Here is a 270-nt window from a genome sequence, read left to right as displayed (position 1 = left end):
ATGAGAACACCCTCGGAATCGCACAAAGATTCGCCGAACGCGACGAGATTGTTCTGACGCAGTGAGCGACCCGACTCGACCACGTCCGCGATGGCGTCGGCGACACCGAGTTGAATGGAAATCTCCACGGCCCCGTCGAGACGGATCACCGTGGCCTCCAAGCCGCGCTCGGCCAGGTCCTTACGCACGAGATTGGGGTACGAGGTGGCGATGCGCAGTCCGCCCAAGTCCTCGGGTGCCCATTCCTTGCCCGCGGGTGCCGCGTAGCGG

1 protein-coding gene is annotated in these 270 nt (G+C 64.4%); it reads right to left on the bottom strand.

Features of this window, described 5'->3' with window-relative positions; genetic code table 11:
- Window positions 1-270 (bottom strand): ATP phosphoribosyltransferase (gene hisG, locus NDO48_RS29230; protein ID WP_267322919.1); only part of this gene is annotated, 270 nt, incomplete at both ends.

Origin of the sequence: Aminobacter sp. MET-1, assembly GCF_026521175.1 — a bacterium.
In the GTDB taxonomy this organism is placed as follows: Bacteria; Pseudomonadota; Alphaproteobacteria; order Rhizobiales; family Rhizobiaceae; genus Aminobacter.
Note: the sequence above shows the minus strand (reverse complement) of the source record. Positions and strands in the feature narration are given on the sequence as shown.